The following is a 25,418-nucleotide window of genomic DNA, read 5'->3' as shown; positions in this document are numbered from 1 at the left end:
CCGACGTCCGCACCCGGCGCGGTGCCGTCGAGGTGTGGCACTTCACCGCCGACGTCCACCATCCGGTCCACCTCCACCAGACGGGATTCCGGGTGCTCTCCCGCGACGGGCGCGTGCCGCTGCCGCACGACGCCGGCCCGAAGGACACGGTGTCGCTGCGGCCCGGTGAGGCGGCGGAGGTCATCACCCGCTTCGGCGGCCACCGGGGCCGCTACCTCTTCCACTGCCACAACGCCGAACACGAGGACATGGGCATGATGGCCAACCTCGAGATCGTCTGACACACCGGGACACCTGCCGTACCGGCTTGTCGCGTCGCGGGAGTCCCCGCCGGTGGGACCATCCTGACCGAGCGGCCGCCGCACTCGGCCGGCGTGACCGACGGGAGCGCCTTCGCGCACTACGCGCCGGACCAGCCGGCCTCCACATGGCCGAGGCGCACCCGCTGCGGGTGGTCGCCGACGGGTACGGACACGGTCTTCTCGCCGGTCGCGAAGTCGATGGCGGTGACCCGGTCGGCGCCGCTCTCGGAGACCACGCAGGACCTGCCGTCACCGCTGACGGTCGCCCAGTACGGCTTGGACGCGGTGACGAGCGGCCCCTGCTGGAGGGTCGCGCGGTCGACGACGGTCGCGTAGTCGTCCATGGTGCCCGCCACGCACAGCTTGGTGCCGTCGGGTTTCATGGTGATGCCGTGGTGGCGTGAGTCGTTGACCCAGGTGGTGCGGTCGTCGCTGGTGGCCGGGTTCTTCGGCAGGGTCTTGGTGCGGGTGATGCGGTCGGTGGCGACGTCGTACTCGAAGAAGCCGTTGAAGAACGACACCTGGAAGTACAGCTTCGACTCGTCCGGGGAGAACGCGGCCGGGCGCACCGCGTCCGAGTGGTCCTCCAGACCGATGGCGTCGAGCCGCTCACGCATGTCGAGCACTTTCACCTGCTTGAAGGTGGTCGCGTCGACGACCGTGATCCGGCGGTCGCCCTTCGTCCAGTCCAGCCAGGTCGCGTCGAGCGCGGTGTTCACCTCGCCGATGGACATGTTCCAGATGTACTTGCCGTCGTTGCTGAAGACGTTCTCGTGCGGCTTGTCGCCGGTCTTGAACGAGCCGAGCTGCTCACCGGTCCCGATGTCCAGGACGTGCACCGTGTTGGAGGTCGAGGCCGAGACGGCGACGCGCTTGCCGTCGGGGGAGACCGCCATGTGGTCGGAGCGGTAACCCGACACCGGGAAGCGCCAGTTGACCCGTCCGGTGGCGAGGTCGAGGGAGACCACGTCGGCGAAGCTCGGCCGGGAGACCACCACCGAGGTGCCGTCCGGGGTGGAGTACATGTCGTCGACGAACTGGTCGTGGCCCTCGCCGACGCCGCTCCGGATCGCCATGAAGTAGATCCAGCGGATCGGGTCGGCGTTGATCTCGGCCATCCGCTCGTCCTTGTCCGGGATGACGTCGATCCGGCCGATCCGTGCGAAGTCACCGGCGGACTCGATGACATCGGCGGTGCCGTCCCAGTTGTTGCCGACGAACAGCACCTCCCGCAGGGCGGGGGAGGGATCGGCGGTCGCGGCGGTGGGCGCCGTGACGGTGAGGGCGAGCGCGGCGGCGATGGCGCACAGGTACCTGGTTCTGCGGACCGGCATGACGGCTCTCTCCAGAATCCGGAGTCACGTGCTCTGAAAGCAACTTACTGAAAAGTAAGGAAGAGAGCCGTCCGCGACAAGACCGCGTGCACGACAAAATCGGGCGGCTTCGGCGTCCGGCGGGGCGGCCCTCACCCGCGGTGCCCGGCACGCGTGCGGGTGACTCCCCGACCGGCCGACAGGGCGACGGGAACGGTCCCGAAGGCCAGGGCGCAGCCCAGGAGCACACAACCCGGCAGCCGCTGCCGCGGATGGCGGTACCGGGTCCCGTACCGCGCCCGCAGTTCCTCCGGTGAGCTCCGCGGCCGCCGTACGGGCCTCGGCGCGGGCCGCGTCGACGAGGAGATGGCCCTCGATCTCTTCAGCGGGGCCTCCATGCCCACGAAGGAGCCGTCGCGGCCGTCGTCGCGCTCGCCTCCGTCCTGCTGCTCGGCGGCCCCGCAGCCACCCCCGCGCCTGCCGTGCCCCGCCCGCCGCGCGCCCGCCGCACGACAGCGGCCGGCTGCGTGCCCATCTCACCGAAGCGGCGCACGGCGAGATCCGGATCCGAACCACGCCCGAACTCCTGGACGCCACCGCACAGTTGCTCGACAACACAGCGCCTGGACGCGCTGATCACCTCCGTACCGACGTTCCTACTCGTCCCAGGCCTGGATCATCACCTGTCCGGTGATCCTGCCGTCCCGCAGCGTGAGCATCGACTCCGACAGCACCCGCACCCCGTCCGGGTACCGGCAGCTCTCGCAGTAGGCGGCGTGATCGCCCTGGACGACGCACGCCTCCAGCGTGTGCGTCATGTCGCGGCTGTAGACGTCGTCCAGCACGGCGGCGATCTCGTCCCGGCCGTGCAGGACCTTGGGGTGGCTGGGCTGGGTGTTGCGGTCCACGACGCGCAGTTCCGCGTCGTCCGCGTAGAGCGACACCAGGTTCGCCGACGTGTCCGCCTCGATGCCCCGGCGCAGTGTGTCGGTGCCGAAGACGGGTTGTGACGCGGTCGTCATGACGACCCACCTCCTCCGCGGGGCCGCGGTCCGGACCTCCGGCGGGCCGGGACGGCCTCTCCTACGAGCGTCCTCCGGCCCGCCGGGCACGGCAAGCCGGCCCCCTGCCGTACCGCGCGGTCCCGCGCCGCTCACTCGGTCGTCGCGAGGAACTGCGTGGCCGCCAGCTCCGCGTACAGCGGATCGGCGGTCACCAGCTCCCGGTGCGTGCCGACGGCCCGTACCCGGCCCGCGTCCATCACCACGATCCGGTCGGCCATCGTGACGGTGGACAGCCGGTGCGCGACGACCAGGACCGTCGTGGTACGCGCCACGTCGGCGACGGTGTCGCGCAGCGCCGCCTCGTTCACCGCGTCGAGCTGCGAGGTGGCCTCGTCGAGCAGCAGCAGCCGGGGGCTGCGCAGCAGGGCGCGGGCTATGGCGACCCGCTGGCGCTCCCCGCCCGACAGCTTGGTGCCGCGGTGCCCGACGAGGGTGTCGAGCCCGTCCGGCAGCCGGGACACCAGACCGTCGAGCCGGGTCGTCTTCAGCACCCGCGTCAGGGTGTCGTCGTCCGCCTCGGGGTTGCCCAGCAGCAGGTTGTCCCGCAGGGAGCCCGAGAGCACCGGCGCGTCCTGCTCGACGTACCCGATCGCGGCCCGCAGCCGCGGCAGCTCCCAGTCGGCCAGATCACGGCCGTCGAGCGTGATCACGCCGGAGCCGGGGTCGTAGAACCGCTCGATGAGGGAGAAGACGGTGGTCTTGCCCGCGCCGGACGGACCGACGAACGCGGTCATGCCCTGGGCGGGCACGGTGAACGTCACCCCGTGGTGGACGTACGGCAGGTCGTCGGCGTACCGGAAACGGACGTCCTCGAAGGCCAGCGCGGCGGGCGCCGTTCCGGTGCCGGGCAGGCGCGCGGGCCCGGCGGCCGGTTCCGCGGGCAGCCGCAGCGCCTCCTGGATCCGGGCGAGGGCGGCGCTGCCCGTCTGGTACTGCGTGAGCGCGCCGACGACCTGCTGGATCGGCGCCATCAGATAGAAAACGAACAGCAGGAACGCCACCAGCGTCCCGATGTCGATGGCGTCGGTCGCCACCCGCGCGCCGCCCACCGCGAGCACCGTGATGAACGCGATCTGCATCGCGAGGCCGGCCGTGTTGCCCGCCGCGGCCGACCACTTGGCGGCGCGCACGCTCTGCCGCCACGACTCCTGCGCGGCCTCGTGCAGCGCACGCTCCTCCCGCGGCTCCGCACCGGACGCCTTGACCGTGCGCAGCGCGCCGAGGACCCGCTCCAGCGAGGCACCCATCACCCCGACCGCGTCCTGCGCCTGCCGGGAAGCCCGGTTGATGTGCGGCACGATCACCCCCAGCACCGTGCCCGCGAGCGCGATCACCCCCAGCGTGACACCCAGCAGCACCGGGTCCACGAAACCCATCAGCACCACGGTCGCGATCAGCGTCAGCCCGCCCGTGCCGAGACCGACCAGCGAGTCCGTGGTCACCTCGCGCAGCAGGGTGGTGTCGGAGGTGATGCGGGCCATCAGATCACCCGGCTCACTGCGGTCCACGGCGGTGATCCTCAGCCGCAGCAGATACGACGACAGCGAGCGCCGCGCCCCGAGCACCACCGACTCGGCGGTGCGCCGCAGCACGTACGAACCCAGCGCCCCCAGCACGGCGTTGGCGACCACGAGCGCCGACATCAGCAGCAGCGCGCCGGTGATCGCCCGGTCGTCCGAGAGGTCGTCGATCAGGTCCCGGGCCACCAGCGGCAGCATCAGCCCCGTCGCCCCGGTCATCAGGGACAGCACGGCGCCGCCCAGCAGGGCCCACCGGTGCGGTCGTACGTATCCGAGGAGCAGCCGCCAGGCGGGCGGGCCGGATTCCTCTGCCGTGATGCTCACGTCGCCCCCCTCGGCGTCGGTCGGAGGTTCAGGCTACGTCGCGGGGGTGGACCCACCGCACGGCGGGCGGCGGAAGCGATCATTCCCGCGTAGGGTCGGAGGTACGGACACGGCATATGAAGGAGTCAGCAGCATGGCGCAGGAAGTACGCGGCGTGATCGCACCCGGCAAGGACGAGCCGGTGCGGATCGAGACGATCGTCGTACCCGACCCCGGCCCCGGTGAGGCGGTCGTCCGGGTCCAGGCCTGCGGGGTGTGCCACACCGATCTGCACTACAAGCAGGGCGGGATCAGCGACGACTTCCCCTTCCTGCTCGGCCACGAGGCCGCGGGCGTGGTCGAGTCGGTCGGCGACGGCGTCACCGACGTCGAGCCCGGTGACTTCGTGATCCTCAACTGGCGTGCGGTGTGCGGGAAGTGCCGCGCCTGTCTGCGCGGACGCCCCTGGTACTGCTTCGACACCCACAACGCGAAGCAGAGGATGACCCTCGCCTCCACGGGGCAGGAGCTCTCCCCGGCCCTGGGCATCGGAGCCTTCGCCGAGAAGACCCTGGTCGCCGCCGGACAGTGCACCAAGGTCGACCCCGCCGTCTCCGCGCAGGTCGCCGGGCTGCTCGGCTGCGGGGTGATGGCCGGCATCGGCGCCGCGATCAACACCGGGAACGTCGGCCGGGGCGACTCCGTCGCCGTCATCGGCTGCGGCGGCGTCGGTGACGCGGCGATCGCCGGGTCCCGGCTCGCCGGGGCGGCGAAGATCATCGCCGTCGACATCGACGACCGCAAGCTCGAGACCGCGCGCTCCATGGGCGCCACCCACACCGTCAACTCCCGCGAGACCGACCCCGTCGAGGCGATCCGCGAACTCACCGGCGGCTTCGGCGCCGACGTCGTCATCGATGCCGTCGGCCGCCCCGAGACCTACCGGCAGGCCTTCTACGCCCGTGACCTGGCCGGCACGGTCGTCCTGGTCGGCGTTCCCACCCCGGAGATGAAGCTCGAACTGCCGCTCCTCGACGTCTTCGGCCGCGGCGGCTCCCTGAAGTCCTCCTGGTACGGCGACTGCCTGCCCTCCCGGGACTTCCCGATGCTGATCGACCTCCATCTCCAGGGCCGCCTGGACCTGGGCGCGTTCGTCACCGAGACCGTCCGACTGGACGAGGTGGAGAAGGCGTTCGAGCGGATGCACCGCGGCGACGTGCTGCGTTCGGTGGTGGTGCTGTGATGACCGCCCGCGTCGAACGACTCGTCACCTCCGGGCAGTTCAGCCTCGACGGCGGCACCTGGGACGTCGACAACAACGTGTGGATCGTCGGCGACGACCACGAGGCGATCGTCATCGACGCCGCCCACGACGCCGACGCCATCGCCGAGGCGGTGGGGGACCGCCGCCTCACCGCCATCGTGTGCACCCACGCCCACAACGACCACATCGACGCCGCGCCCGCCCTCGCCGAGCGCACCGGCGCCACCATCTGGCTGCACCCCGACGACCTGCACCTGTGGCAGCAGACCCACCCCGACCGCGACCCCGACTCCTGGCTCGTCGACGGCCAGGTGATCGAGGCCGCCGGCGCCGACCTCACCGTGCTGCACACCCCGGGGCACGCGCCCGGCGCGGTCTGCCTGTACGACCCGGGGCTGGGGACCGTGTTCACCGGCGACACCCTCTTCCAGGGCGGTCCGGGCGCCACCGGACGCTCCTTCTCCCACTTCCCGACGATCATCGACTCGATCCGGGACCGGCTGCTGACCCTCCCGCCCGAGACCAAGGTCCTCACCGGCCACGGCGACCCGACCACCATCGGCGCGGAGGCCCCGCACCTGGAGGAATGGATCGCGCGCGGCCACTGAACGGCCCGCCCGGGTGACCGGCGCGAAAAGGTGACAGAAGATGTCCGGCTTACCCGTCACGCTCGAAGCGACAGCAGAGAACCGGTGACGGGAGGCCGTACATGTCGGAGCAGTTGAGGGGCAGGGTCGCGCTGGTGGCCGGGGCGACCCGGGGCGCCGGACGGGGCATCGCCGTGGAACTGGGGGCGGCGGGCGCGACCGTGTATGTCACGGGCCGCACCACCCGCGAACGCCGTTCCGAGTACGACCGCCCCGAGACCATCGAGGACACCGCCGACCTGGTCACCGAGGCGGGCGGCCGGGGCATCGCGGTGCCGGCCGACCACCTCGAACCGGGGCAGGTGAAGGCACTCGTCGACCGGATCGCCGTCGAACAGGGCCGGCTGGACGTCCTCGTCAACGACATCTGGGGCGGCGAGACCCTCTTCGACTGGGACGCACCCGTGTGGGAGCACGACCTGGACAAGGGCCTGCGCCTGCTCCGCCTCGCCGTCGAGACCCACGCGATCACCAGCCACCACGCGCTGCCGCTGCTGCTGCGCCACCCCGGCGGACTGGTCGTCGAGGTCACCGACGGAACCGCCGACTACAACCGCGACCACTACCGCGTCTCCTTCTTCTACGACCTCGCCAAGTCCTCCGTCCTGCGCATGGCGTTCGCCCTCGGCCACGAACTCGGCCCGCGCGGCGCCACGGCCGTCGCCCTCACCCCGGGCTGGCTGCGCTCGGAGATCATGCTCGACCACTTCGGCGTACGCGAGGACAACTGGCGCGACGCCCTCGACGACGTCCCCCACTTCGCCATCTCCGAGACCCCGCGCTACGTCGGACGGGCCGTCACCGCCCTCGCCGCCGACCCGGACGTGGCCCGCTTCAACGGCACCTCCCTCTCCAGCGGCGGCCTCGCCCGGGAGTACGGCTTCACCGACCTCGACGGCAGCCGCCCGGACGCCTGGCGCTACCTCGTCGAGGTGCAGGACGCGGACAAGCCGGCGGACGTCACCGGCTACCGCTGATCGCCTCCGACCCCTGCCGCGGTGATCGCCCCGGCGGCTACCGTCACACCATGACGACGGACACGCGGCACCCCGCGGGGTCCGGGTCGACCCCGTCGCACCGGGGACCGTCCGCACCCGCGCCTGGGCGGGCCGGGACGACGACCTCGAAGCGGCCCGGCGCCTCTACCCGCTGGGCCGGGTCGGCGAGCCCGAGGACATCGCGGCGGCCGTCGCCTTCCTCGCCTCCCGCGACGCGGCGTGGGTCACCGGCACCACCCTCGCCGTCGACGGCGGCATCACGGCGGTCAACGCGGGATTCCGGCAGGCGCTGGGCGGGATCCCGCCGCGATAGTCGATCATTCGCGGCCCTGTTGACCGGGATGTCACCGTTCGGTCGCATCCCGGTTCGTCCGCACAACCGATTTTCCAGTTGGGTCGTCTACCTGGCAGAGTGCGCAGGCCATGCGCCCACTTCTGCGGAAAGGCAAAACGGACCATGGGGGACATACGTAGACGGAGTGCCGTCATCCTCGGGGTCACCTCGCTGGTGGCTCCGCTCACACTCGCGCTGGGCGCGACACCGGCACAGGCCGCGAGTTGCACCACCTCGGCGGGCCCGTACCAGAAGAAGGTGGAGAAGTTCCTCGGCCGCCCGGTCGACGGAAAGCAGTCCTCCGCCGACTGCAAGGCCATCCGCTCCTTCCAGACCAAGCACGGCATCACGCCGAACATCGGGTACGCCGGTCCCGTGACCTGGGGCGTGATGGACCTGATGAACAAGCAGAAGGCCGTCGGGAAGAACCCGAACAAGTCAGGCAAATGCCCTACCAACAAGGGCCGTATCGCCTGCGTGGACCTCACGCTCCAGCTCAGCTGGATCCAGGACGGCAAGAAGCTCGCCTACGGCCCCGTCCCGGTCCGCACGGGACGCAACGGGTACGAGACCCGCACCGGCCTGAAGAAGATCTACTGGCGCAACATCGACCACGTCTCGACCATCTACGACGTGCCGATGCCCTACAGCCAGTTCTTCGACGGCGGCCAGGCCTTCCACTCGGTCGGCGTCAGCATGTGGAACCCGCCGGGCTCCCACGGCTGCGTCAACATGACGAAGACCGCCGCCAAGAAGTACTGGTCGCTGCTGAAGAACGGCGACGACGTCTACGTGTACGGCCGCAAGCCGGGCACCTGATCGCCACGGGCGCCCGGTCCGCCGGGCGCCTCGCGTCCGGCGGCTTCCCCGGGGTCCGGATGTGAACTCGCCCACGTTCCTTGGTAGATGGACGTGATCAGCAACACTGCCCGAAATGTCCGATGAGCGTGCGATTGCTCACAGCGCCTTCACGTCCGGCGCCGTATGCTTCACGGCATGTCCACCACTGTTGAACCCTCCTCCGAGCGATCGGCTGCCGAGGTCAACGAGGAGATCCGGGCCCTGTGGCTCCGGTCGGGCGGGACACTGAGCGTCGAACAGCGCGAGGAGTACCAGCGCCTGGTCCAGGAGTGGGCCTCGGCCCTCCCGCAGCCGGCCAGGGCAGCCTGAGCGGCTGCCCGCCGATCCCCTCGGATCGTGATCCCGTCGACGGGGCACCCGTGAGTGAATGGGTGCCCTTCTCGCACTGACCTCGGCCCTCTCTGCTACGGCATCGCCGTCCCCCAAGCTCTCGGCTTCGCTCGAGCAGGGAGGTGCCCCCACCGCCGGCGGACTGCTGTCCCGCCGCGTCCCTCATGCCGCCGTCCTCGTCCTGCTCCCCGGCGCCGCCCGTCACCCCGGGATCCTCCGGCTGCCTGCGCGGCCGGGTGCCCAGGCCCTGCTGATCGGGGCGGGCGCCGCCCCCGGCCTCATCCTCTACCTGCTGGCCGCCCAGCGGCAGATGCTCGCCGTCGCGCTGGTCCTCGCCTCCCTCTACCCCGCGCTCCCGGTCGTCCTCGGTCTCGCCGTCCTGCACGAACACGTCTCCCGACGGCAGGCCGCCGGGCTGCTGGGGGCCGCCCTGGCGACCGTGCTGCTCACCATCGGCTGAAGGCCCGCCCCCCCCGACGCCCGCTCAGCCCCATGATGCCGAATAGTGACGCCGGTACTCCTTGCGGTCCTGCTCCGCCCGTATCCAGCGCGACGCCACCAGGGCGACCAGGCTGCCCGCGATCACCAGCAGCCCGGGACCGACGTTGCGGGGGTCGGCCAGCCGGGACAGCAGGGTCGACGGATCCGGGAGGATGCCCCGCACCGGAGTCGACGACCCCGGCGAGGCGGCGTCCGGAGCCGCCGCGCCCCGCGCGTCCGACGGGGCGGGGGAGGGCGTCGCCGCACCCCCGTCGGCCCCGGGCGCCACGACGAGCCGTACGCCGAGCCGCGCCAGCGCCTTCGTCACCGGCTGGAAGTACGTCGTACCGCCCGTCCGGCAGTCACCGCTGCCGCCCGACGTGACACCGAGCGCGATGCCCTCGGAGAACATCGGGCCACCGCTGTCCCCGGGTTCGGCGCACACGTCCGACTCGATGAGACCGCTGACCGTGCCCTCGGGGTAGTTCACCGTCGCGTTGAGCGCGGTCACCTCGCCGTCCCGCAGCCCGCTGGTGCTGCCGCTGCGGAACACCCGCTGGCCCACCGTTGGATCCGCCACCCCCGTGATCCGCACGCCCTTGCCGTCGCCGACCGCCACCACACCGGCGCCCTCGCCGGCCCGGCCGCCGGCGTACTCGATCAGCGAGTAGTCGTCCCCGGGGAAGCTGTTGCCGACCGTCGTCCCGACCTCCTGCCTGCCCTGGTCGTCGGCGAACCACACCGACCCGTCGGGCCCGCAGTGCCCGGCCGTGAGGATGAAGTCCCGCTCCCCGTCGGTCACGTTGAAGCCCGCCGAACAGCGGCCGGCCGTCGACAGGATGGGCAGCGCCCCGTTGAGCCGGGTGGTGAAGGTGCCCTCGATCCGCTCCATGCGGACGAAACCGCCGATGCCGTCCGCCACTTCGGTCAGCTCGGACCAGTCGTCCGCCGACACCGTGCTGTCGCCCCGGACCACCACCTCGTTGGCCCGGTAGTCCATGACCCACGCCGTCCCGGGCACGCGCGGCGCCGAACGCAGTGTCCCGGTCGCGGACTTGAAGTCGTCCATGCTGTGCCGCACCATCTTCGGCTCGGCGCCGGCCCCGCGCACCTCGGCCGCCGCCTCCTCGTCGGTGACCGCGACCACCGTCCTGCCGTCGGCGGCGATCCAGCTGCCCGCTGTACGGGACGTGCCGAGCTTCGACACCAGGCCGGCGCCCGGCCCGGCCGCCGTCTCCTCGGCGGTGGCGAACGGGACCGCGTCGGACGCGCGGGGCTCGCCGGCGACGGCGTGGGTGACCATCGTGGCCCCCAGGAGGAGTCCGCCGACGGCCGCCAGCCGTGTCACTCGCCGGACGACCCGTCGTCGTGCGTGCCTCATGCGTGGCTCCCGAACCTCGGCAGCGCGGTGCGCGCGCACCGCGAGGGCCTCCCCTGAGTCGGAGGCCCCCTTCCCATACGGGTCCGGAACCCGGCGCGTTCAGAACGGGCGCGGGCCGTCGTCCCGATGTCCGTCCACACCACGGCCCCTATCGTGTGTTCATGACCAGGATTCCGCACGAGACGTCCGGTGAACCGAATCCGCTGCACGCCCTCGACCTGGACCGCCTGCGCCGCCGCACCAGCATGAAATGGCGGACCCACCCCGAGGACGTGCTGCCCCTGTGGGTGGCCGGGATGGACGTGCCCCTGGCCGGACCGGTCGTCCGCGCCGTCACCGAGGCGATGGAGCTCGGCGACACCGGCTACCCCGCCGACACCTTCCTCCGGCACGGCCGCGTGGCCCTCAACTCCGGCCTGCCCTTCGGCACGGGAGGAGCCGGCCACGCCCGGCTGAACCTCGCCGCCTCGCCCGAGGTGCTCGGAGGGGCGGTGCGGCGGATGGCGGACGCCGTGGAGCGCGCGGGCGGTGCCCGTGGCTGACGAGTGCTACGGCCACCCGCGGCTCGCCGCGGTCTACGACCCGCTCGACCCCGACCGGAGCGATCTCGACGCGTACCTCGGCATGGCGGAGGAGTTCGGTGCCCGGCGGGTGCTGGACATCGGCTGCGGAACAGGGGTGTTCGCGCTGCTCCTGGCCGGCCGGGGGATCGAGGTCGTCGGCGTCGAACCCGCCGGGGCGTCCCTCGACGTGGCGCGGGGCAAGCCGGGCGGCGCACGGGTCCGCTGGATCGAGGGCGACGCGACGGCGCTGCCGCCGCTGCGGGTCGATCTGGCGACCATGACGGCGAACGTCGCCCAGGCCGTCGCCGCTCCGGGCGCCTGGCACGGCACCCTGAGCGGAGCCCACGCGGCACTGCGACCCGGGGGACGCCTGGTGTTCGAGACCCGCGATCCGGCCCGGCGGGCCTGGGAGCGGTGGACCCGGGAGGAGACGTACGGCAGGGCGGACGTACCCGGTGTCGGCACGGTCGAGAGCTGGCACCGGGTGACCGAGGTGGACGGCCCGCTGGTGACGTTCCGCACCACCTACGTGTTCGCCGCGGACGGAGCGGTGCTGACCTCCGACTCGACGCTGCGTTTCCGCGAGCGGGAGGAGGTCGAGGCGGACCTCGCCGAACACGGCTTCGCGGTGGAGGAGGTGCGGGACGCCCCCGACCGCCCGGGCCGGGAGTTCGTCTTCGTCGCGCGGCGCCCGGACGCCTGAGCGCTCCGCCGGCGGTACGGCGATGTGCCCTCGGCCGACTGCGGCGCCGTCGTGGCCGGTCGCGCCCACGCGGCGGCGGCCGCACGCCGGTACGGTCCCGCGCACCTCCGGAACGCTGCCGGACCGCAGCGGGCTTCGCCGGACCTGCTTAGACTTCCCCGTATGGACGACGCGTTGCGGGACCTGCTCGGGGCGGGGAAGTACCTGTTGGTCACCAGCTACCGGAAGAACGGCACGCCCGTCGCCACGCCGGTGTGGGTGGTGCGGGACGGTGACGCGCTCGGGGTGTGGACCGTCGCCGACTCGTGGAAGGTGAAGCGGATCCGCGCCCGCGCCGACGTCCTCGTCGGCCCCTGCGACGTACGCGGCAACCCGACCGGTGACCAGGTCCCCGCCACCGCGGAGATCCGCGACCCGGCCACCACCGCCCGCTACCGGAAGCTGATCGGCCGCAAGTACGGCCTCATCGGCCGGCTGACCCTGCTGGGCAGCCGCCTTCGCCGGGGCCCGAGCGGTACGGTCGGCATCCGCATCACCCTCTGAGACGCGGGCCGGCGGGCCGGCGGGCCGTCAGGTCCAGGCCCGGAACGGCTCGCCCACCAGCTGGAAGACCGGTTCGCCCCGCACCGGGTCCTTGGCCGTCGACAGCCGCACCCGGTCGCCGCCGTGGATGCCGATGGGCGGCCCCATGACCCGGCCGCGCACCACGAACCCCTCGGCCATCTCGATCAGGGACACATTGCGGGCCGCCGGGGTGTTGCGGTGCAGCACCGTGGAATGGCGGACCGTCCCGACGCCCTCGCTGCGCTCCGTGCGCAGGTCACTGCCCTGGCAGACGGGGCAGAGCAGCCGGTGGTACATGGCGGTGCCGCACCAGGTGCAGCGCTGGAAGAGCATGGCCTCCGCACGGTCCTTGCCCTGGGGATCGAGGACCCCCGTCGCGGAGCCGGCTGCCTGCTGAGCGACGCTTCCTGAGTGGTGGTACACGCTGGTCAACTCCCTGCACTCGGCCGGAATCCCGCGTGCGGTCACCCGGCACGCGCGTGCCGGTGCGCCCTGCCACCGTGCACAGCCACAGAGTATGGCACTCAGTGCCACTCGTAAAGGCACTCCGTACCCCCAAAAATGGGGTGAGCGTCCGTGCCGGGTCACCCGCGCCCGAGTGCGGTCTCCAGTTCCTGCACCACCCTCCACAGCGGTGCCCCGCGCCGCGAGACGACCACCACCACGTCCCCGGGCCCCTCGCCCGCCGCGGCGGCGGGCCCGGCGCCGAACGCGGCCCGCACATGCCCCAGCGCGTGGTCCACCGCGGCCTCCGCGTCCCCCTTCCCGTCCGAACGCAGCCAGGAGCGCAGCGCGTTGTTGTGCGCCGCGACCACCGCCGCGGCGATCACATCGGCGCGGAGGATGCCGTCGGGCAGACCGGCGAAACGGTCCCGCAGGAATCCGGCCAGCGCCCGCTCGTACCGCCAGACCACGGACAACTCGTACGCCCGCAGTCCGGGCACGCTCTTGGTGAGGCGGTAGCGCTGCACGGAGAACGCCGGGTTCTCGGCGTACATCAGCAGCACCAGCCGGGCCGCGTCGCAGACCCTGCGCACCGGATCGTCGTCGGAGCCCGCCGCCAGGAAGGCCGTCATGTCGGCGAGGCAGCGCTCGTGGTCGGGGAAGACCACGTCCTCCTTGGACGGGAAGTAGCGGAAGAAGGACCGCCGGCCCACTCCGGCGAGCGCCACGATGTCGTCGACCGTGGTCTGTTCGTAGCCCCGCTCCAGGAACAGCCGGAACGCCGCCGCGACCAGGGCGTCCCGCATCGGCGGCTTCTCGGCCCTGTCCCCGCGGCCGGGAGCCGCACTGCTGGAGCTCATGCACGGAACGTAGCACCGGGAAGCCACTGATGGCACTCAGTGCACACCACACACGGAACTCAGTACCGCCGTGCCCCCTTCCCGCAGGTCGTTCCTATGATCGAGCCACCGCCGTCCCCGAGGAGCACGTATGCCACCCGCCCGTCCCCGCGTCCTGTACGTCACCGACCTGTCCTACCCGGCCCGCGGGCGCCGCTACTGCGACGAGGACATCTTCCTCACCTCCCGGCTGCGCGAGCACATCGACCTCGCCCTGTGCCATCCGCGGGACGCCGCCGCCCTGATGGACGGCTTCGACGCCGTCGTGGTCCGCAACAGCGGTCCCGTACTGGCCTACCGGGACGCCTACGACGCCTTCCGCGAGCGCGCCACCGCGACCGGCACACCGGTCTACAACCCGCTCACCGGCAGGGGCGACATGGCCGGCAAGCAGTACCTGCTCGACCTGACCGCCGCCGGCCGTCCGGTGATCCCCACCGTCGACCGGCCGGAGGACCTGCACCGGCTGCCCGGCACGGAGCGGTACGTGATCAAGCCCAGGCTCGGCGCCGACTCCATAGGGCTGCGCGTCGTCCCCGCGGACGAGGTGCGCGGACTCGTCGACGGGGACGTCCTGGTGCAGCCGCACATCGACTTCGCCCACGAGATCTCCTTCTACTTCGTCGACCACGACTTCCAGTACGCCCTCTACGCCCCGCACCCCGAGCGCCGCTGGGAGCTGGAGCCGTACGAACCCGGCCGGGACGACCTGGACTTCGCCCGGGGCTTCATCGACTGGAACACCCTCGACCACGGCATCCAGCGCGTCGACGCCTGCCGCGCGCCGGGCGGCGAACTGCTGCTGGTCGAACTGGAGGACCTCAATCCCTACCTGTCCCTCGACGCCCTCGACGACACCGGCCGGGAGGCGTTCGTGTCCGCCATGACGGCGTCCCTGCGCCGCTTCCTCCGCGACGCCTGAACCCGAGGGACCTCCGTCACGTACCTCTGTGCGCAAGCGGACCGACTCCCCGCGCGGCACGGAAGGAGAGCGACGTGACGACACCGTCCGGACCGGGGCGGCCGCACGACGGGCCGCCCCTCGAACCCGTCCGCGTCCTGCGCCCGCGCCGCACCGACGCGCTCGCGGAGCTGTTCCGGGAGTTCGAGGAGGAGGGGCGGGGCGGGTACGAGCCGGTGCCGCCGCCCCGGCCGCCGCACGGGTCCGAGGACCGGACACAGGAACTCCCGCCCGTCCCCGCGGCCCGGCACGCCTCCGGGATCCGCCGCACCGCACTGGCGCTCGCCGTGGCCGCCGCCGCGGTGGCGGGCTTCGGCGGCGCGCTCCTGCTCATGGAACGAGGCGCCGGCGACCGCGAGGCACCCGCCCCGCGTCCGTCCACGGCCTCCCCCGTCACCCCGGCCCCGCCCGCCCCCGCCGAGCGGGGGTTCCTCCGCGAGGGCGACTCGGGCCCCGAGGTGACCGAACTCCAGGAGCGGCTGCTGCGCGTCCCGGACGTCTACCGGTCCGGCGCCACCGACGGCCGCTACGACGCCGCCCTCTCCGCCGCCGTCGCCCGCTTCCAGCTCTGGTACGGCGTCCGGGGCGACGAGACCGGCGTCTACGGCGACGACACCCGCCTCGCGCTGGAGTCCCGCACCGGCTGACCCGGTGGCTGCCGTTCCTTCGGCACCCGGATGTCCAGCACGCACACGTCGTCGCGGCGCTCGTCCTCCAGCAGCGCCTCCAGCAGCGTGCCCAGGGACCCGGCCTCGTCACCGGGGTGGGCCGCCACGGCCTCGGCGAGACGCCCGAGGCCCACGTCGATGTTCTCCGGGGGCCGCTCCACCAGACCGTCGGTGTACAGCAGCACCCGGTCGCCCGGTTCGAGACGGCACTCGGCCTCCTCGAAGCGGGGCGTGGTGGTGCCGCCGAGCAGTATGCCGCTGGGCCGGCGCAGATACGTCACCTCGCCGTCGCGCAGCAGCAGGGGCGGTATGTGTCCCGCCTGCGCCCAGACCAGGCGCCGCTCCGCCGGCCGGTAGCGGGCGAGCACCATGGTCGCGGTGGCGTGGCTGTCGCGGGAGTGCAGCAGCAGGGTGTTGAGCCGGGCGAGCGCGCCGGTCAGTGAGGAGCCGGTGATGACCATGCCCTTGGCGGTGAACCGCAGCTGGGCCATGGTGGCCACGGCGCCGATCCCGTGCCCGGCGACATCGCCGACGACGAACAGGGCGTCCCCGTCGGGCAGTTCGATGGCGCTGAACCAGTCGCCGCCGACGTGTATGCCGGCCTGGGCGGGAAGGTAGGCGACCTCGACGCGCAGTCCGGCCAGGTCGACCACCCGCTCGGGCAGCGGCAGCAGGGCGTTCTGCAGCCGGGCGACCAGGGACCGCTCGGCCTGGAGCACGTCGTGCTGGGTGACGATGGCCCGCTCGGTCTCCATCAGGGCGAGCTCGACCCGCCGTCGCGCGGTCAGGTCCTGCACGAAGCCGTGCACCTCGACGGGCGTACCGTGCAGGTCGGCCACCGCCTCGGCGGCGAGCCGCAGATGCCGGACGCCGCGCGTGCCGCGGACCCGGAACGGGGTGTCCAGCGGCAGTCCCCCGTGGATCAGGGCGTCGACGGCGTGGCTCAGCGCGGACCGGTCCTCGGGCACCGCGAGTGCGGGGAGGTCGACGAGCCGGACGGGCCCGTCCGCGGGGTTCCGGCCGAGGATCGCGAAGACCTGCGACGACCAGGACGCCTCGGACGTGGTCAGGTTCCAGTTGGCCCAGCCGAGGTTGCCCAGCCGCTGCAGGTCGGCGAGCCGCTGCTCCTGCCGGTCGGAGGAGGCGTGCCGGACCCAGGTGACGACCAGAGCGTCCTCCAGCGGAGTCACCCGTGCGGAGTATGTGGCCAGCTCGGTGGCGCCGTTCACGGCCTCCTGGTGGGCGAACGGCTCGCTCTCGTACGTCCCCCCGCCGGCCAGGGTGTCCAGGCAGCCCCGCCACACCGGTGTGCCGACCAGGTCGGGCCGCACCTCCCGCAGCCGCCGCCCGGCCGGATCGCCCCCGGTGCCGCCCAGGACGCCGGCCGCCTGCGCCGTCAGGGCGTCCACCCGGAAGTCCTCGGTCCCGCCGGACGGGCCGCGCAGCGGGGTCAGCAGCATCGCCGGGACCGGCAGTGCCTCGAACAGCGCCCGTACGGAGTCCGGGAGCGGCTCGGCCGCGGGTTCGGACGGGGCGGTGAACGTCCGCAGCCGGCCGGCGCAGAGCCGGACCACTCCGCGCAGATGGGCGCGGTCGCGCGGGGTGAAGGGGCCGGAGCGCTCGCGCAGCACACCGACGCAGATGTCGGGGCCCTCCCCGCCGGGCAGCGGCAGCCAGGCGCGCGAGCGCCACCGCCCGGGCGGGTCGCCGATCAGCAGGTACCGCGTGCTGTCCCCGGCGAAGTCCTCCAGCCAGAGGGGTTCACCGGATTCGAGGGCGTCCAGCGCGGCGACCCCGCTGAAGGGGGGCACCTGACGCCACCGGGTGGCCAGCCGTTCGTCGATCCCGGCGTGTCCGAGCAGTTCGAGGCTGCCGCCGGTGCGACGGCCGTAGATCATGACCGAGTCCGCGGCCAGGTCCTGTCCGAGGTGTTCCAGCAGGCACCGGGCCAGCTCCTGAGGGGTGCCGGTGCGCACGAGGACCCGGGCGAGGCGGCTCAGGGCGGCGGCGACGTCGTCGGGGGCCGAGGGTGTTCCCGGAGGGGCGCACTCGGGGAGGCCGGCCGTGGCGTCCCCGGTCTCCCCGGCCGGCCGTGCGGACGGCTCACCGGACCGGGCGGGTGCCAGTTCCCCCAGGGTGATCCAGCACTCCTCCAGCAGGGTGCGACGGGCCGCCTTGGCCCGCTGGAGCAGGGTCTCTCCGGCGGCGTCGGCGGAGCATCCGCTCAGCGCCATCACGACCCCCTTGGCCCGTTCCACGACGGCCGATGTCGCGGCCTGCTCGCGCAGCCGGTCCATCTCGGCACGCTGCCGGGCGACGACCTTGGCCAGTTCCACCAGGTCCGGCGTGGCTCCGGGCCCCGCCGGGACAATGGGCTCCCTCATCACGCGATGAGCATCGCACACGTCTCCCGGTTCGTTGACCGGCTTGTTCGCCCGGAATCCACGGACGGTCCTGACCTGGGGGCCGTGACGTGCGCACCGGGTGGGGACCGCGGTCAGCGGCCGGACTCGGCCAGGGCCTGGGTGACCGCCCGCACGCTGCGGGCGATGTGCTGGAGCTGCGTGACCTCGGCCGCGTAGAGCTTGATCGTGTGCTCGATGACCCCTTCGCGCAGTCCGGCCCGGGGCAGGTCGGACCGGGCGGTCTGCAGGGCGGTGCGGGCCACCCGGATCTCGTGCTCGACCTGGATCTGGGCGTGCCGGGCCAGCAGGACGGGGTGCCGGACGAACGCCGGGTAGCTCGCGTAGCGCGCGGGCACCAGCTCACGCAGCCACTTGGCCGCCGAGCGTTCCCAGTCGTAGCTGCCTGGGGTCTTGACCTGGCAGGGCCAGTCGGGACCGAGTCGCGTGGTCGTCAAGGACATGGTCATCGCTTCCGGGTGTACGGCGTCGCGTGGATGGACGACGGAGTGGGGCGGCCCCGGCCTAGGGGATGACCGGGGCCGCCGCGAGTGGCCGGGCAGGGGATGCCCGGCCGACACCCCGGCCGCCGGAGCGGGTAGGTGCCGGCGGCTCCGGGTATCCGTGCAGGCGCCCGGTACTGAGCGGCCGGGCCGTGATCCGTGAGCAGTATTTATATATGCCATCTGGTTTGCAAGACGTATGAAAACATTCATGCGCGCTTTGATGTGGGCGTTTCCCATGAGGTGACCTCCGGCGGGGTCAGTCCCTGAGGAAGAACTGGTGCTCGTCGGCGACGTGCTCGTACTCGTCGAGCCGGGCCTGCGTCCGCTCCGGATCCGCGTCCGTCATGGCCTGCAGCAGCGCCGCGCACATTACGACCGGAGCGGCGTAGGAGTCGAACACCAGCCGGGACCCGGTGCCGGTGGCGAAGGTGACGTCGGCCTCGTCCACGATCGGGCCCAGCGCCAGATCGGTGATCAGCGCGACCTTCAGCCCGGCGCTGCGGGCGACCCGCACCGCGGTCAGGGTCTCCTGGGCGTGCCGCGGCATGGAGAACGCCAGCACCCAGCTGCCGCCCGCTTCCCGCGACTGCAGCAGCGCGTCGTAGGCGACGCTGCCGCCCAGCGTCACGAGCCGGACGTCCGGGTGGACACGGCGGGCGGCGTAGGCGAAGTACTCGGCCAGGGAGACGGAGATGCGCAGCCCGAGCACGGTGAGCGGAGTGGACGCGGACAGCCGGCGGCCGACCTCGATGAACCGGTCGGCGTCGGCGAAGTCCCGCCGCAGGTTCTCCAGGTTCTCGATCTCGGCGTCCACCGCCGCCTGCAGCTCGTTGCCCCGGACCTCCTCGGCGGGACCGCCGGAGCGGGTGCCGAGCGTGATCGACTGGAGCCTCTCCCGCAGCGCGGGGTAACCGCTGAAGCCGACCGCCGAGGCGAACCGGGTCACCGAGGGCTGGCTCACCCCGGCCCGGTCCGCGAGATCCGTGATCGACAGGAACGCCGCCTCGGCGAGGTGCTCGATCAGGTACTGGGCGATGCGCCGCTGGCCGGGGGAGAGCCGGGGCCGGTCGAACAGCGTGCGGAGCTGGGCCGTCGGGGACACCTCCGGGTCCTGGCCCGCCTTCCCCGAGGTGATCGCGGACGCCTGTGCGCGTGCCTGCTGCGGCGATCGCACCGGTGCGCCTCCTTCGTCTCCCACGAGGGTTCAACATAGCCCACCCGCCGTGGTGGCCAGGCCGCTCACCGGAGCACACCGGACCGCTCCACCGGGGATATCCGCGCCTCCCGGGGGAACCCGACGGCACAGCGAAGCAGAAACCCCGTGACACACCAGGAGCCACCGGACATGACCGTCCCCGAGGAGAACCGGCCGAAGACCCGGGACACCGACGACATCGTCGAGCAGCAGGACGACGACGAGGCGCGCGCCCGGGGCGGTACCGGCCGCACGATGCGCGAGGCGTTGGAAGAGGCCGAGATCAAGCCCGACGACTTCCGGGAACGCTAGACCGCGCCCGCCGTTCCCCGCCCCGACTACATCCCGAGCAGGTGAAAGCATGAGCGCCCTGAGCGCGCTGGAAGACGCCCTGGAGAACCGATGGGAAGCGCTGTGGGCGCGGCTGTTCGGCCGGGAGCCGGTCGAACTCGTCGACGCCCTGCGGCGCGAGTGCGACAGCCACGCCGTGGTGTGCCGGGCGGGCCGGGTGATGGTCCCCAACGCCTACGACGTGGAACTGGCCGAACCCGTGCACGAGGAACTGACCCGCCGCGGCAGCCGCGTGGGACAGGCGCTCACCGACCGGCTGGCCCGGCACGCCGCGCGCCACGGCTACGAATGGGCGGGCCCGCTCGCCGTGCACGTCCGCCGGTCCGCCGAGGTCCCCAACGGCCGCTTCCGGGTGGCGAGCAGCGTGATGCCGCACGTGAGCGCCGACGCCTTCCTGCGCGCGGGGCAGGCGACGCCCGGCTGACGGTGCGGGTCGGCGCCGCTAGACCGTGAGGGAGTGGCCGACGTCGTCGGCCGGCCGGCCGGTCGCCTCGACCGCCGCGGAGTCCGGCACCACCAGCACCCCGTGCGCCTCGGCGGGCGGCACCCGGAGCGGATCGGCGGCACGGATGCCGTGGTACGAGGGCACCCCACCGCCCTTGTGGACCAGCCGGATCCGCTCCCCGCGGTACCGCTCGCGCAGCCGGTCGGCGAGCCGGCCGAGGTCCTGGCCCCGGTCGACGTGCGAGTCGTGCAGCCGGAACCGGGTCTTCGACGGGCCGCCGAACGCCTCGTCGGAGTAAGGCAGGTACCGCCACGGCCGTCCGTCCGAGCAGCAGCACCACGGCCACGGCCACCGCCGGCCCGCGCGCCGCGACACGGTGCCGTCGTCGCCACCGGTGACCGGATCGCGTACGTCCGCCGCCGCAGGACCCCTCAAGGGCCCCTACTGCCGCACCGGCCCTCCGCCCACGGGGGGAACCGCCCGCGCGGCGAGTTCCTCCAGCGGGGCACCGGTCAGCCGGCACACCGTCCACTCCTCCAGCAGCTCCGCGCCGAGCGACTCGTAGAAGGCGATCGCCGGTTCGTTCCAGTCGAGCACCACCCACTCGAAGCGTTCGAAACCGTTGTCCCGGCAGATCGCCGCGAGGGCGGCCAGCAACGCCTTGCCGTGTCCGGCACCGCGGGTGTCCGGGCGGACGTAGAGGTCCTCCAGGTGCATCCCGCGCGTACCGGTCCAGGTCGAGAAGCGCGGGAACCACAGCGCGAACCCCGCGATGCCGCCGGTGTCGTCGTCCTCGGCGATCAGGACGGACGCGGCGGGGTGCTCGCCGAACAGGGCCGCGCGGAGCTGCTCGTCGGTGGCGCGGGCCTGCTCGGCGGCCTTCTCGTAGGCGGCGAGCTCGCGGATCATCGCGCGGATCTCGGGGACGTCGTGCACGGTGGCTTCTCTGATCACGGGACGAGAGCCTGCGTCACCGGGCCGCACCCCGTCCAGCCGGTTCCGGTGGCCGGACCACCAGGTCGGCCCTGTCCCGCGTCGACGCGACCAGCTCGGCGTTGCGCCGGTCACTGCGCCCGACCCACGCCACCGCCTCCTCGTGGCTCTTGCCGAACTCCTCGTGCCGGGCGATCAGCCGCCGCAGCCGCTCCTCCTCGTCCAGGACGCAGAACCACACCTCGTCGAGGAGCGGCCGGACCCGCGCCCAGGCGCCGGTGTCCAGCAGCAGGTAGTTGCCCTCCGTCACCACCAGCCGGGCCGTCGGCGGTACCGGCAGCGCGCCCGCGAGCGGCTGCTCCAGCGTCCGCTCGAAGCCGGGGGCGTACACGACGTCGTCGTACGTCTCCTCGCGCAGCCGCCGCAGCAGTGCCGCGTATCCGGCCGCGTCGAAGGTGTCCGGGGCGCCCTTGCGGTCACGGCGGCCGAGGCGGTCGAGTTCGGCGTCGGCGAGATGGAAGCCGTCCATCGGCACCTGCGCGACCCACGGCTCCCCGGTGCCGTTCAGCTCCCGCACCAGCCGCTCCGCGAGCGTGGACTTGCCCGCGCCCGGACTGCCGGTGATGCCGAGGATCGCGCGCCGGCCGCCCTGCGGAAGGGCACGGGCACGGCGGAGGAGGTCGTCGAAGGTCAGCGCCACACGGGAGAGTGTGCCACCCGGGAAGCGGGCGGTCCGCCGCCATGTGGCCCGCGCCACCCACTGTCCGGCACCGTATCGGGGAACGGTGTCCCGTATGACGGATCCAGGTCTGCCCGATGACATCCTCGCCTGCCTCTTCGACCTCGACGGCGTCGTCACGAAGACGGCCGTCGTCCACGCGGCCGCCTGGAAGGAGATGTTCGACGCCTTCCTCCGCGAGCGGGACGGCGACGCCTTCCGGCCCTTCACCGACGCCGACTACGACGAGTACGTCGACGGCCGCCCGCGCGCCGACGGCGTCCGCACCTTCCTCGCCTCCCGCGACATCGAACTGCCCGAGGGCGAACGCGACGACCCGCCCGACGCCCGCACCGTGCACGGCCTCGGCAACCGCAAGAACGAACGGCTGCTGGAGAGGATCCGCACCGACGGCGTGGAGGCCTACGACGGCACCCTGCGCTACCTCGCCGCGGTCCGCGCCCGCGGACTGCGCACCGCGATCGTCTCCTCCAGCGCCAACTGCCGTGACGTACTGCGGTCGATCGGTGCCGAGGACCTCTTCGACGTAAGGATCGACGGTGTGGTCGCCGCCGAGCGCGGCCTGCCGGGGAAACCGGAGCCCGACACCTTCCTCGCCGCCGCCCGGGACCTCGGTGTCGAGCCGTCCCGGGCCGCCGTGTTCGAGGACGCGCTGGCCGGCATGGACGCGGGCCGCGCCGGGCACTTCGGGTACGTCGTCGGCGTTGACCGGGTGGGCCAGACCGACGCGCTGTACGCGCACGGAGCCGACCGGGTCGTGACGGACCTGGCCGAACTCGGAGGTGACGAGTGATCACACAGCGGGCGTACGCCGTCGACCCGTGGACCGTGCGCGAACACAGTCTGGACCTCGGCGTCCTGGCGCAGAGCGAGTCGGTGTTCGCCCTGTCCAACGGCCACGTCGGCTGGCGCGGCAACCTCGACGAGGGCGAACCGCACGGCCTGCCCGGCTCCTACCTCAACGGCGTCCACGAACTGCACCCCCTGCCCTACGCCGAAGCCGGCTACGGCTACCCGGAGTCGGGCCAGACGGTCATCGACGTCACCAACGGCAAGGTGATCCGGCTGCTGGTCGACGACGAGCCGTTCGACCTGCGCTACGGGCGCCTCGTCAGCCACGAGCGGACCCTGGACCTGCGCCGGGGCGTCCTCGAACGGGTCTGCGAATGGACTTCTCCGGCCGGGTCCACGGTCCGGGTGCGCTCCACCCGGCTGGTCTCCCTCACCCAACGGGCCGTCGCCGCCGTCGCCTACGAGGTCGAGCCCGTCGACAGCCGCACCCGCGTGGTGGTGCAGTCCGAACTGGTCGCCAACGAGAGCCTGCCCGGACCCGACGGCGACCCGCGTGCCGCCCGCGCCCTGAAGTCCCCGCTGGAGCCCGAGGAGGACTTCGCCGAGGACCACCGGCTGCGCCTGGTGCACCGCACCCGGCGCAGCGGCCTGAGGGTCGCCGTGGCCGCCGACCACATCGTCGACGGCCCCGCGCGCACCACCACCGGCTGCGAGAGCAACGTGGACGTGGCCCGGCTGACCGTCACCTCCGTCCTGGAGCCGGGACAGCGGCTGCGGGTGGAGAAACTCGTCGCCCACGGCTGGTCCGGCGCCCGCTCCCGGCCCGCGATGAGCGACCAGGTGGAGGCGGCGCTGGCCGCCGCCGCGCACAGCGGCTGGCAGGGACTCCTCGACGAACAGCGGGCCTACCTCGACGACTTCTGGGCCCGCGCCGACGTCGAGGTCGACGGCGACGAGGAGATCCAGCAGGCCGTGCGCTTCGCCCTCTTCCACGTCCTGCAGGCCGGGGCCCGCGCCGAGCGGCGCGCGATACCCGCCAAGGGGCTGACCGGCTCCGGCTACGACGGTCACGCCTTCTGGGACACCGAGGTGTTCGTGCTGCCCCTGCTGATCTGCACCGTTCCGGAGGCCGCCGCCGAGGCGCTGCGCTGGCGGCAGACCACCTTGCCCGTCGCCCGCGAGCGCGCCACCCAACTCGGTTTGCGCGGGGCCGCGTTCCCCTGGCGCACCATCGAGGGCTCGGAGGGCTCCGCGTACTGGCCGGCCGGTACCGCCGCCTTCCACGTCAACGCCGACATCGCCGACGCCGTGGTGCGTTACGTCCAGGCCACCGGCGACGAGCGCTTCGAACGTGACACCGGCGTGGAGCTGCTGGTGGAGACCGCCCGCCTCTGGCGCTCCCTCGGCCACCACGACGACCGGGGCGTCTTCCACATCGACGGCGTCACCGGGCCGGACGAGTACAGTGCCGTCGCCGACGACAACACGTACACCAACCTCATGGCCCGGGCGAACCTGCTGGCCGCCGCCGACGCCTGCAAACGGCACCCGGACCGGGCGGCGGACCTCGGCGTCGACGAGGAGGAGAGCGCCGGCTGGCGGGACGCCGCCGAAGCCGTGAACCTCCCCTACAACGACGAACTCGGCGTGCACGAACAGCACGCGGGCTTCACCCGCTACCAGCGCTGGGACTTCGCCGGCACCCGCGCCGACCAGTACCCGCTGATGCTGCACTTCCCCTACTTCGACCTCTACCGCAAACAGGTGATCAAGCAGGCGGACCTGGTGCTGGCGATGCACACCTGCGCCGGCTACTTCGAGGAGGTCTTCGGCGAGGAGCAGATCGCCCGCAACTTCGCCTACTACGAGCCGCTGACCGTACGGGACTCCTCGCTGTCGGCCTGCGTCCAGGCCGTCCTCGCCGCCCGCACCGGCCACCTGGACCTGGCCCACGCCTACACCGCCGAGGCCGCCCTCATGGACCTCGCGGACCTGGAGCACAACACCCGCGACGGACTGCACATCGCCTCCCTGGCCGGTACCTGGACGGCCCTGGTCGCCGGGTTCGGCGGCATGCGCTGGGACGACGGCAGCCTCCGGTTCACCCCCCGGCTGCCGTCGAGGCTGCGCCGCCTGGCCTTCACCCTGCGGTTCCTCGGCCGGTGCCTGCGCGTGGAGGTCACCGGGGACCGGGCGACGTACACGCTCCGCTCCGGAGCGCCGCTGACCATCCGACACCACGGCACCGAGCTGACCGTGCGCGAGGGCGCCCCCGCCGAGCGTCCCGTCCCACTGCCCGGGCCCCGCCCGGCGCCCGAGCAGCCCCCGCACCGGGGTCCGCACCCGCGCTGACCGGCGGCGGGCCCCGGGGCGGACGGCCGTATCCCGTCCTGCGGGTCCGTCGCACGCGGGTTAGTTTGTCGGTGATCTCCGGAACGCCGGTCTCCTGGTACCCG

At 72.8% G+C, this 25,418-nt stretch carries 26 protein-coding genes and 3 pseudogenes; 17 read left to right on the top strand and 12 right to left on the bottom strand.

The features are described from left to right. The first annotated feature begins 32 nt into the window (after positions 1-32). Positions 33-281, top strand: a complete 249-nt coding sequence (locus ACIA6T_RS07245; protein WP_399445555.1) for a multicopper oxidase domain-containing protein — start codon at positions 33-35, stop codon at positions 279-281. Between the two features lie 119 nt (positions 282-400). Here ACIA6T_RS07245 and ACIA6T_RS07240 read toward each other — a convergent pair whose 3' ends face one another. The 3 genes from ACIA6T_RS07240 to ACIA6T_RS07230 all read right to left on the bottom strand — a co-directional run bounded on the left by ACIA6T_RS07240 (position 401) and on the right by ACIA6T_RS07230 (position 4,523). Beyond that, the gene (locus ACIA6T_RS07240) at positions 401-1,636 is read right to left on the bottom strand and encodes a YncE family protein (RefSeq protein ID WP_399445554.1); all 1,236 of its coding nucleotides are present in this window, start codon (positions 1,634-1,636) and stop codon (positions 401-403) included. Between the two features lie 635 nt (positions 1,637-2,271). Further along, complete coding sequence (locus tag ACIA6T_RS07235) at positions 2,272-2,637, bottom strand: nuclear transport factor 2 family protein (RefSeq protein ID WP_399445553.1); 366 nt, start codon at positions 2,635-2,637, stop codon at positions 2,272-2,274. 131 nt (positions 2,638-2,768) lie between these two features. Further along, positions 2,769-4,523, bottom strand: a complete 1,755-nt coding sequence (locus tag ACIA6T_RS07230) for an ABC transporter ATP-binding protein (protein WP_399445552.1) — start codon at positions 4,521-4,523, stop codon at positions 2,769-2,771. A 133-nt stretch (positions 4,524-4,656) separates the two neighbouring features. Here ACIA6T_RS07230 and ACIA6T_RS07225 point away from each other — a divergent pair, with 133 nt between their 5' ends. From ACIA6T_RS07225 to ACIA6T_RS07195, 7 genes and pseudogenes are all read left to right on the top strand, one after another. Continuing rightward, positions 4,657-5,745, top strand: a complete 1,089-nt coding sequence (locus ACIA6T_RS07225) for an S-(hydroxymethyl)mycothiol dehydrogenase (RefSeq protein WP_399445551.1) — start codon at positions 4,657-4,659, stop codon at positions 5,743-5,745. Next, positions 5,745-6,374 (top strand): MBL fold metallo-hydrolase, encoded by a 630-nt coding sequence (locus ACIA6T_RS07220; RefSeq protein WP_399445550.1) that lies wholly within the window; start codon positions 5,745-5,747, stop codon positions 6,372-6,374. Before ACIA6T_RS07225 ends, ACIA6T_RS07220 begins: the two co-directional genes overlap by 1 nt. Before the next feature lie 101 nt (positions 6,375-6,475). Further along, positions 6,476-7,390 carry an SDR family oxidoreductase gene (locus tag ACIA6T_RS07215; protein WP_399445549.1) on the top strand — a complete coding sequence of 305 codons (915 nt, stop codon included), beginning with the start codon at positions 6,476-6,478 and terminating at the stop codon, positions 7,388-7,390. 58 nt (positions 7,391-7,448) lie between these two features. After that, positions 7,449-7,724 (top strand): annotated as a pseudogene (locus ACIA6T_RS07210) (SDR family oxidoreductase); the annotation flags it as partial. Between the two features lie 144 nt (positions 7,725-7,868). Continuing rightward, positions 7,869-8,564 carry a L,D-transpeptidase family protein gene (locus ACIA6T_RS07205; RefSeq protein WP_399445548.1) on the top strand — a complete coding sequence of 232 codons (696 nt, stop codon included), beginning with the start codon at positions 7,869-7,871 and terminating at the stop codon, positions 8,562-8,564. Positions 8,565-8,729: 165 nt separating this feature from the next. Then, positions 8,730-8,915, top strand: coding sequence for a hypothetical protein (locus tag ACIA6T_RS07200; protein ID WP_030863721.1), 186 nt, complete (start codon positions 8,730-8,732; stop codon positions 8,913-8,915). 58 nt (positions 8,916-8,973) lie between these two features. Continuing rightward, positions 8,974-9,396, top strand: a complete 423-nt coding sequence (locus tag ACIA6T_RS07195) for a hypothetical protein (protein ID WP_399445547.1) — start codon at positions 8,974-8,976, stop codon at positions 9,394-9,396. A 24-nt stretch (positions 9,397-9,420) separates the two neighbouring features. Here the strand turns inward: ACIA6T_RS07195 and ACIA6T_RS07190 are convergent, their stop codons facing one another. Continuing rightward, a complete protein-coding gene (locus ACIA6T_RS07190; RefSeq protein WP_399445546.1) occupies positions 9,421-10,797 on the bottom strand; it encodes a S1 family peptidase in 1,377 nt (458 codons plus the stop codon). A gap of 161 nt (positions 10,798-10,958) precedes the next feature. On the opposite strand from ACIA6T_RS07190, the pseudogene ACIA6T_RS07185 reads away from it, so the two are divergent. From ACIA6T_RS07185 to ACIA6T_RS07175, 3 genes and pseudogenes are all read left to right on the top strand, one after another. After that, a pseudogene (locus ACIA6T_RS07185) lies at positions 10,959-11,178 on the top strand (pyridoxal phosphate-dependent aminotransferase); the annotation flags it as partial. Positions 11,179-11,331: 153 nt separating this feature from the next. Then, entirely contained in the window at positions 11,332-12,063 is a 732-nt protein-coding gene (locus tag ACIA6T_RS07180; protein WP_399445714.1) for a class I SAM-dependent methyltransferase, read from the top strand. A gap of 162 nt (positions 12,064-12,225) precedes the next feature. Continuing rightward, positions 12,226-12,606 (top strand): PPOX class F420-dependent oxidoreductase, encoded by a 381-nt coding sequence (locus ACIA6T_RS07175; protein WP_399445545.1) that lies wholly within the window; start codon positions 12,226-12,228, stop codon positions 12,604-12,606. Positions 12,607-12,633: 27 nt separating this feature from the next. On the opposite strand, the gene ACIA6T_RS07170 is transcribed toward ACIA6T_RS07175, so the two are convergent. Then, positions 12,634-13,050: a Zn-ribbon domain-containing OB-fold protein gene (locus tag ACIA6T_RS07170; protein ID WP_399445544.1), complete on the bottom strand. Its 417-nt coding sequence runs from the start codon at positions 13,048-13,050 to the stop codon at positions 12,634-12,636. Between the two features lie 161 nt (positions 13,051-13,211). Beyond that, on the bottom strand, positions 13,212-13,931 hold the full coding sequence (locus ACIA6T_RS07165; RefSeq protein ID WP_399445543.1) for a TetR family transcriptional regulator: 720 nt from the start codon (positions 13,929-13,931) through the stop codon (positions 13,212-13,214). A 130-nt stretch (positions 13,932-14,061) separates the two neighbouring features. Here ACIA6T_RS07165 and ACIA6T_RS07160 point away from each other — a divergent pair, with 130 nt between their 5' ends. Together ACIA6T_RS07160 and ACIA6T_RS07155 are read left to right on the top strand one after the other, a co-directional pair. Then, complete coding sequence (locus ACIA6T_RS07160; protein WP_399445542.1) at positions 14,062-14,892, top strand: hypothetical protein; 831 nt, start codon at positions 14,062-14,064, stop codon at positions 14,890-14,892. A gap of 74 nt (positions 14,893-14,966) precedes the next feature. Further along, a complete protein-coding gene (locus tag ACIA6T_RS07155; RefSeq protein ID WP_399445541.1) occupies positions 14,967-15,578 on the top strand; it encodes a peptidoglycan-binding protein in 612 nt (203 codons plus the stop codon). Here ACIA6T_RS07155 and ACIA6T_RS07150 read toward each other — a convergent pair. The 3 genes from ACIA6T_RS07150 to ACIA6T_RS07140 all read right to left on the bottom strand — a co-directional run bounded on the left by ACIA6T_RS07150 (position 15,533) and on the right by ACIA6T_RS07140 (position 19,681). Further along, positions 15,533-17,983, bottom strand: a complete 2,451-nt coding sequence (locus ACIA6T_RS07150) for a SpoIIE family protein phosphatase (RefSeq protein ID WP_399445540.1) — start codon at positions 17,981-17,983, stop codon at positions 15,533-15,535. The genes ACIA6T_RS07155 and ACIA6T_RS07150 overlap by 46 nt on opposite strands. A 113-nt stretch (positions 17,984-18,096) precedes the next feature. After that, positions 18,097-18,471, bottom strand: a complete 375-nt coding sequence (locus ACIA6T_RS07145) for a hypothetical protein (RefSeq protein ID WP_399445539.1) — start codon at positions 18,469-18,471, stop codon at positions 18,097-18,099. Positions 18,472-18,763: 292 nt separating this feature from the next. After that, positions 18,764-19,681 carry a MurR/RpiR family transcriptional regulator gene (locus ACIA6T_RS07140; protein WP_399445538.1) on the bottom strand — a complete coding sequence of 306 codons (918 nt, stop codon included), beginning with the start codon at positions 19,679-19,681 and terminating at the stop codon, positions 18,764-18,766. A 171-nt stretch (positions 19,682-19,852) separates the two neighbouring features. On the opposite strand from ACIA6T_RS07140, the gene ACIA6T_RS07135 reads away from it, so the two are divergent. Continuing rightward, on the top strand, positions 19,853-20,014 hold the full coding sequence (locus ACIA6T_RS07135) for a hypothetical protein (RefSeq protein WP_399445537.1): 162 nt from the start codon (positions 19,853-19,855) through the stop codon (positions 20,012-20,014). Positions 20,015-20,063: 49 nt separating this feature from the next. After that, entirely contained in the window at positions 20,064-20,477 is a 414-nt protein-coding gene (locus ACIA6T_RS07130; protein ID WP_385055554.1) for a DUF3662 domain-containing protein, read from the top strand. An 18-nt stretch (positions 20,478-20,495) separates the two neighbouring features. On the opposite strand, the pseudogene ACIA6T_RS07125 reads toward ACIA6T_RS07130, so the two are convergent. The 3 genes and pseudogenes from ACIA6T_RS07125 to ACIA6T_RS07115 form a co-directional block, all read right to left on the bottom strand. Next, positions 20,496-20,804: pseudogene (locus ACIA6T_RS07125) on the bottom strand (phospholipid carrier-dependent glycosyltransferase); the annotation flags it as partial. A gap of 135 nt (positions 20,805-20,939) precedes the next feature. Then, a complete protein-coding gene (locus tag ACIA6T_RS07120; protein WP_399445536.1) occupies positions 20,940-21,452 on the bottom strand; it encodes a GNAT family N-acetyltransferase in 513 nt (170 codons plus the stop codon). A 16-nt stretch (positions 21,453-21,468) separates the two neighbouring features. Then, on the bottom strand, positions 21,469-22,131 hold the full coding sequence (locus ACIA6T_RS07115; RefSeq protein WP_399445535.1) for a nucleoside/nucleotide kinase family protein: 663 nt from the start codon (positions 22,129-22,131) through the stop codon (positions 21,469-21,471). A gap of 94 nt (positions 22,132-22,225) precedes the next feature. Between ACIA6T_RS07115 and ACIA6T_RS07110 the strand changes: the two genes are divergently transcribed. Both ACIA6T_RS07110 and ACIA6T_RS07105 read left to right on the top strand, forming a co-directional pair. Continuing rightward, positions 22,226-22,963 carry an HAD family hydrolase gene (locus tag ACIA6T_RS07110; RefSeq protein WP_399445534.1) on the top strand — a complete coding sequence of 246 codons (738 nt, stop codon included), beginning with the start codon at positions 22,226-22,228 and terminating at the stop codon, positions 22,961-22,963. Next, the gene (locus tag ACIA6T_RS07105; RefSeq protein ID WP_399445533.1) at positions 22,960-25,314 is read left to right on the top strand and encodes a glycoside hydrolase family 65 protein; all 2,355 of its coding nucleotides are present in this window, start codon (positions 22,960-22,962) and stop codon (positions 25,312-25,314) included. Before ACIA6T_RS07110 ends, ACIA6T_RS07105 begins: the two co-directional genes overlap by 4 nt. Positions 25,315-25,418: the final 104 nt, after the last annotated feature.

The organism is Streptomyces sp. NPDC051740, from assembly GCF_044453165.1.
GTDB lineage: Bacteria > Actinomycetota > Actinomycetes > Streptomycetales > Streptomycetaceae > Streptomyces > Streptomyces atrovirens.
Note: the sequence above shows the minus strand (reverse complement) of the source record. Positions and strands in the feature narration are given on the sequence as shown.

What these genes read in the sequence shown, in the direction of transcription:
- ACIA6T_RS07110 (WP_399445534.1), top strand. Translation starts at nt 22,226, where the DNA reads ATGACGGATCCAGGTCTGCCCGATGACATCCTCGCCTGCCTCTTCGAC.
- ACIA6T_RS07190 (WP_399445546.1), bottom strand. Translation starts at nt 10,797, where the DNA reads ATGAGGCACGCACGACGACGGGTCGTCCGGCGAGTGACACGGCTGGCG.
- ACIA6T_RS07205 (WP_399445548.1), top strand. Translation starts at nt 7,869, where the DNA reads ATGGGGGACATACGTAGACGGAGTGCCGTCATCCTCGGGGTCACCTCG.
- ACIA6T_RS07175 (WP_399445545.1), top strand. Translation starts at nt 12,226, where the DNA reads ATGGACGACGCGTTGCGGGACCTGCTCGGGGCGGGGAAGTACCTGTTG.
- ACIA6T_RS07150 (WP_399445540.1), bottom strand. Translation starts at nt 17,983, where the DNA reads ATGAGGGAGCCCATTGTCCCGGCGGGGCCCGGAGCCACGCCGGACCTG.
- ACIA6T_RS07225 (WP_399445551.1), top strand. Translation starts at nt 4,657, where the DNA reads ATGGCGCAGGAAGTACGCGGCGTGATCGCACCCGGCAAGGACGAGCCG.
- ACIA6T_RS07145 (WP_399445539.1), bottom strand. Translation starts at nt 18,471, where the DNA reads ATGACCATGTCCTTGACGACCACGCGACTCGGTCCCGACTGGCCCTGC.
- ACIA6T_RS07240 (WP_399445554.1), bottom strand. Translation starts at nt 1,636, where the DNA reads ATGCCGGTCCGCAGAACCAGGTACCTGTGCGCCATCGCCGCCGCGCTC.
- ACIA6T_RS07215 (WP_399445549.1), top strand. Translation starts at nt 6,476, where the DNA reads ATGTCGGAGCAGTTGAGGGGCAGGGTCGCGCTGGTGGCCGGGGCGACC.
- ACIA6T_RS07200 (WP_030863721.1), top strand. Translation starts at nt 8,730, where the DNA reads ATGCTTCACGGCATGTCCACCACTGTTGAACCCTCCTCCGAGCGATCG.
- ACIA6T_RS07220 (WP_399445550.1), top strand. Translation starts at nt 5,745, where the DNA reads ATGACCGCCCGCGTCGAACGACTCGTCACCTCCGGGCAGTTCAGCCTC.
- ACIA6T_RS07165 (WP_399445543.1), bottom strand. Translation starts at nt 13,931, where the DNA reads ATGAGCTCCAGCAGTGCGGCTCCCGGCCGCGGGGACAGGGCCGAGAAG.
- ACIA6T_RS07195 (WP_399445547.1), top strand. Translation starts at nt 8,974, where the DNA reads ATGGGTGCCCTTCTCGCACTGACCTCGGCCCTCTCTGCTACGGCATCG.
- ACIA6T_RS07130 (WP_385055554.1), top strand. Translation starts at nt 20,064, where the DNA reads ATGAGCGCCCTGAGCGCGCTGGAAGACGCCCTGGAGAACCGATGGGAA.
- ACIA6T_RS07160 (WP_399445542.1), top strand. Translation starts at nt 14,062, where the DNA reads ATGCCACCCGCCCGTCCCCGCGTCCTGTACGTCACCGACCTGTCCTAC.
- ACIA6T_RS07135 (WP_399445537.1), top strand. Translation starts at nt 19,853, where the DNA reads ATGACCGTCCCCGAGGAGAACCGGCCGAAGACCCGGGACACCGACGAC.
- ACIA6T_RS07235 (WP_399445553.1), bottom strand. Translation starts at nt 2,637, where the DNA reads ATGACGACCGCGTCACAACCCGTCTTCGGCACCGACACACTGCGCCGG.